Origin of the sequence: Anaerobium acetethylicum, assembly GCF_900096945.1 — a bacterium.
In the GTDB taxonomy this organism is placed as follows: Bacteria; Bacillota; Clostridia; order Lachnospirales; family Lachnospiraceae; genus Anaerobium; species Anaerobium acetethylicum.
On record NZ_FMKA01000074.1, the window covers coordinates 1 to 4,696 of the forward strand.

The 4,696-nt window shown below is 36.9% G+C and carries 7 protein-coding genes; all 7 read left to right on the forward strand.

What is annotated here, in order from left to right:
• Positions 1-144 precede the first annotated feature (144 nt).
• A complete protein-coding gene (locus tag BJR36_RS19640) occupies positions 145-1,155 on the forward strand; it encodes a ParB/RepB/Spo0J family partition protein (protein ID WP_242875701.1) in 1,011 nt (336 codons plus the stop codon).
• A 31-nt stretch (positions 1,156-1,186) separates the two neighbouring features.
• Positions 1,187-2,125, forward strand: a complete 939-nt coding sequence (locus BJR36_RS19645) for a ParM/StbA family protein (RefSeq protein ID WP_207648925.1) — start codon at positions 1,187-1,189, stop codon at positions 2,123-2,125.
• Positions 2,112-2,543, forward strand: a complete 432-nt coding sequence (locus tag BJR36_RS19650; RefSeq protein ID WP_091237126.1) for a hypothetical protein — start codon at positions 2,112-2,114, stop codon at positions 2,541-2,543. The genes BJR36_RS19645 and BJR36_RS19650 overlap by 14 nt, the downstream gene beginning before the upstream one ends.
• A gap of 13 nt (positions 2,544-2,556) precedes the next feature.
• On the forward strand, positions 2,557-2,733 hold the full coding sequence (locus BJR36_RS20500) for a hypothetical protein (protein WP_169823801.1): 177 nt from the start codon (positions 2,557-2,559) through the stop codon (positions 2,731-2,733).
• Between the two features lie 13 nt (positions 2,734-2,746).
• Complete coding sequence (locus BJR36_RS19655) at positions 2,747-3,004, forward strand: hypothetical protein (protein ID WP_242875702.1); 258 nt, start codon at positions 2,747-2,749, stop codon at positions 3,002-3,004.
• 337 nt (positions 3,005-3,341) lie between these two features.
• Positions 3,342-3,722 (forward strand): Fur family transcriptional regulator, encoded by a 381-nt coding sequence (locus BJR36_RS19660; RefSeq protein WP_091237127.1) that lies wholly within the window; start codon positions 3,342-3,344, stop codon positions 3,720-3,722.
• A 126-nt stretch (positions 3,723-3,848) separates the two neighbouring features.
• Complete coding sequence (locus tag BJR36_RS19665; protein WP_091237128.1) at positions 3,849-4,415, forward strand: 6-pyruvoyl trahydropterin synthase family protein; 567 nt, start codon at positions 3,849-3,851, stop codon at positions 4,413-4,415.
• Positions 4,416-4,696: the final 281 nt, after the last annotated feature.

The window sequence follows — 4,696 nt, forward strand, 5'->3', positions numbered from 1 at the left end:
AGCGTTGGAATATAAATTGTAGAGCCGTATACGAGACCCGTACGTACGGTTCAATGAGAGGGAAATAATACTAGCTATTATTTCTCTACTCTATTGGAAACAAAAGAAACTGATATTTAGTAATTAGGAGAGGTGGTGACTTAAATGGAAGAAAAAAATTCAATGTGTTCCAATTGGCAAGGAGACCAGGGAATAGAGAGTGATAAGGATAATAAACATGAGAAAATAGCTGTTATTCCACTAAATCAGCTGAAAGATTTCAAAAATCATCCTTTCAAAGTGGAACTAAATACTGAGTTGTTTGAACTGATGCAGAGTATTGAAAAGGAAGGAGTATTGGTTCCGTTGCTGGCAAGACCTAACCCTGAGGGAGAAGGTTATGAGATTGTAGCTGGTCATAGAAGAAAGGCTGCATGTGAGTGGGCTGGTATAACAGATGTACCTGTTGTTATTCGTAATTTTGATGATGAGCAGGCAATTATCGCAATGGTTGATAGTAATCTTCAACGAGAGAATATCAAACCGAGTGAGAAAGCTTATGCCTATAAGATGAGATTAGAGGCAATGAAAAGGCAGGGACAGAGGACGGATTTAACTTCGGACCAAGTTGGACCGAAGTTAGAAGATAATCCAACACTTATGGTTAAGAAGCTTGAAGCTGGTTATGACAAGGATGGCATATGGAACATAACAGAAGGCGATGAAATTATTAATAGAAGGAGTAATGAATTATTAGCAAAACAAATCGGAGAAAGCACTACTCAGATCAAACGCTATATTTGCCTGACAAATCTGGTTCCTAAAATTCTTGATATGGTAGATGAAGGAAAGATAGCATTTACTATTGCTGTGGAACTTTCTTATTTAAAAGAAGAAGAGCAGTACGAACTTCATGCAGTTATAGATTTAGAACAATGCACGCCATCCTTATCACAGGCAAATCGTTTAAAGCGAATGAGCCAAGCAGGCAATTTAGATATGGATGCCATGTATGATGTTCTAGGAGAGGAAAAACCAAACCAGAAGGTACAAATCAAGATACAAGCTGAGCGGTTGGATCAATATTTCCCAAGTAATTATACAGACAGGCAAAAGGTTGAATTAATCGAAAAACTAGTGAAGAGTTGGCATGACCTACGTATACAGAAGAGGTAGTTCAATGATATTTAGAAGGAGGAAGCGTATTATGGAAGATAATCATATTGAAGTAATAGGAGTAGATCATGGTTGGGCCAATTGCAAAACGATTGGAAGTGTCTTTATTTCGGGCGTGAAAGAGATTTCAACAGAGCCGGCATTGTATGATAATGTCTTGGAATATGAAGATAAGTATTATAAAATCGGCGGTGAGAGATTAGAAGTTAAGGAAACAAAAGTTACAGATGAAAATTATTATCTGCTAACACTGGCAGCTATTGCAAAAGAACTAAATCGAAGGGGAATGAGAAATGCCAATATATTTTTGGCCGCAGGACTTCCGCTTACTAAATTTGGTAAGGAGAAACCAGATTTTATTAATTATCTGTTTAAGAATAAGCAAGCTACTTTTCGGTTTGAGAAGGAAACCTACCGTATTACGATTGTTAAGGTAGCAGTATTCCCTCAGTGCTATGCAGCTATGGCAGATAAAATGCCAAAAACAAACCGTAAGCAGATTGTTGTAGATATTGGAAGTTGGACAATCGATATTATGCCAATTAAAAATTGCTTACCAGATGAATCGTTGTGCGACACGATAGATGAAGGTCTAATTACCTGCATAGGTAACATTAATAATCAGTGTGTCAGACAGTTAAGTGGCAAGATTGATGAAAGTGATATTATCCAGATTATGATGGATGGAAAGAGTGATTTAGATATGGCATATCAGAAAATTGTTACGAAAGAAATTGAAGAATTTGCTGAAGGTATCTATAAGAAATTGATTGCTCATGGTTACAATCTGAATACAACACCGATTACTTTTGTTGGTGGTGGAGCAACAGTCATGAAGCTTTTTGGAAGTAGGAAGCAGAGTAATATTAATTACCTGGAAGATATTAAGGCGAATGCAAAAGGCTATGAATTTCTCGCTAAAGTATTTTTGAATTCGAAGCGAGGAGGCGGATTAAATGGCAAATCGTAAGGACGAAGGAGATTATCACAACGTAAGGTGTAGCAGGAATAATCCTCAGCATGTGTATGTGAATAAGATATTGAGCGATTTAAATATGGATATCTATAAATCTAAGAATCAGTTTATTATTGATGCAGTTGAGGCATATTGCAAAATGCTAAATCAAGATGATCTTACAGTAAATGCAACAATTGAGCGGGCTAGAAAAGAAGGCTATGTTACGAGGAAAGATTTAGATGAAATTAAAAGAGATATTTGCAGTAGAGTTGTTAAAGAAGTGCAACAGGAAGTAATATCTATGTTAGGAACTGCTTTAGCTGCAAAACAGTCAGTAAATGTAACAGAAGAAACAACTAAGGTTAAAGAAGATAACTTTGGTGAAGTAAATGATGCTGTTGTCGGCTTAGCAACAAATTGGGTTGATTAGATGGAGGTGCATTATGATAAAGAACATAATAATCAAAATTGGATGTGTTTTATTAATGATATTAAAGGGAATTGTATGGAGTGTGCTTGCAGTACTTAAGCTTTCATTGGAATTCCTCAAAGTTACACTTTTGTTATTTGGTCTTGTCATGAGAGTATTTCTTGCATTTGTAAGGGTAGGAACAGCGTAAGGAGGTGAAGCTTATGCTAGTAGCTGGATTTAAGGAATATTTAAAGAACCGCAGGTTTGTGCAGTATTTCAATAAACTGCAAAAACAGATGATTCGTTTCCTTAATGACCTTCCTTGCGAACAGACTGAATACGAAGAAGATTATGTTAGGACTCTCATGGAAAAGATAACAGTTTACGACGACAACATCATTGTTGAATTCAAATCAGGTATCGAAATACATGTCAACGAATACTTAGTAATGCAAAACCACCCGCAGCGCTTTACCTGAGTTGCGGGTTAATTATGGATGATTGGTTTCGACTTCTGTTATACCCGATACCTCATTGTGCTCATCAGGATTATGTACTCAAACTCATCAACTATAAAATTCTCTATTAATGTAAAGACTTCATGTCTTGAGTTATGCTGTTCAAGAAGAGATAGGCACTTCCTTGCGGTTGAATTAGGGTGCGGTAACTTAATTCTAACCGATGTGCGCTATCTTTGTTCTAATTTTAGGTCTAATTTTAGTATTTAGGGTCTAACACATATTGTTATTGACATTATATTCTTATTGAGATATAATACTATTAAATAATCTAGTATCAATAAGGATTGATTATATTATGAATAAACGCAAAACCATTCAACGTTCTTTAGTTCTTGAAACAGTACAAGAGTTGCAGTGTCATGCCACTGCTGAAGAGATCTACGATACAATCGTGAAGAAACACGCCAATATCAGCAGAGGGACGGTATATAGGAATTTGAACCTGCTGTCGGATATCGGCCAAATCCGAAAAATGGAAATGCCAAGCGGAGCCGATCGTTTCGACCATCAATGCCACAAACATTATCACGCAAGATGCATAAAGTGTGGCCGAGTCTTTGATGTGGAAATGGAAGTTATCACGGATTTGGAAAAGAACATAAAGAACACTCATGGGTTCGAGTTTATCGAACATGATTTGATTTTCAAGGGCATCTGTCTTGAATGTAATACATGATTAATTTAAAAGCGTTTGCCTTCACGACTCTGTGGCATGATATTATGAGTACGGGTAAACCAAGTATGTGCGCATACGGGAGCATAAAAACACCCGTAAATATATAATAATAATAGGAGAATAATTATGAGAAGTTTCACTACGTTTGATCTACAATATGCACACAGATTTTTTGGGTTCAAAGGCGAAGCACAGTATTTACATGGACATACAGGAATACTGACGATTGAAGTTGAAGATACTGTCAACATGGGAGTCAATATGGTATTTCCTTGTAATGAAATTCAGAAAACCGCTTGGGAAGTATTGCAAAACTTTGACCACGCGCTGATTTTGAGGGAAGACGATCCATTGCTTCCCGCTATTCTCGGAGTTTACGAAGCACAAGGCATTAAGGACGGTGCACCAACCAATAAGCAAAAAGGTCCAGCTTTCAAGACGGAACTTGCAACAGCGTATCCGGAATGTCGTTTGGTTGTTACGAAAGAAACAATGACCGTTGAAGGTATGATTAAAATAGTTTATGATTTACTAAAAGATAAACTAAATATAGCTAAAATCACATTTACAAGCGGAGTAAATGGCGCTACAGAAGAATATGAGCCCCAAAAGGATAGTATAGACCGTTGCCCGTTATGCGGCATTGCGTTAAATGAAAATGGCGTATGCCCTAAATGCGGATACAAGAAATAGTCTAAATGTTATTTTAAAATTCAATCTTTGGAACTTGAACTGAACTAATCAGGCACTCTATGCCAATTTGTGTAGAGTGCCTTGATTTTTTTGTTTATTAATTAACATCAACCGTAACAGCGGAATTAAATTTCAAGGTGACATGCAATTTTCATTGCTTTGATTTGTCATTTTGTAATCCGACTGATGTTGAGCGGCGCTCTCTGTTCCGGTCAAACTGCACGTTGTTTTCTCGGAATTTCAGTAGCTTAGTGGCATAGTCTTTTCTGGAAAGCGCTCTG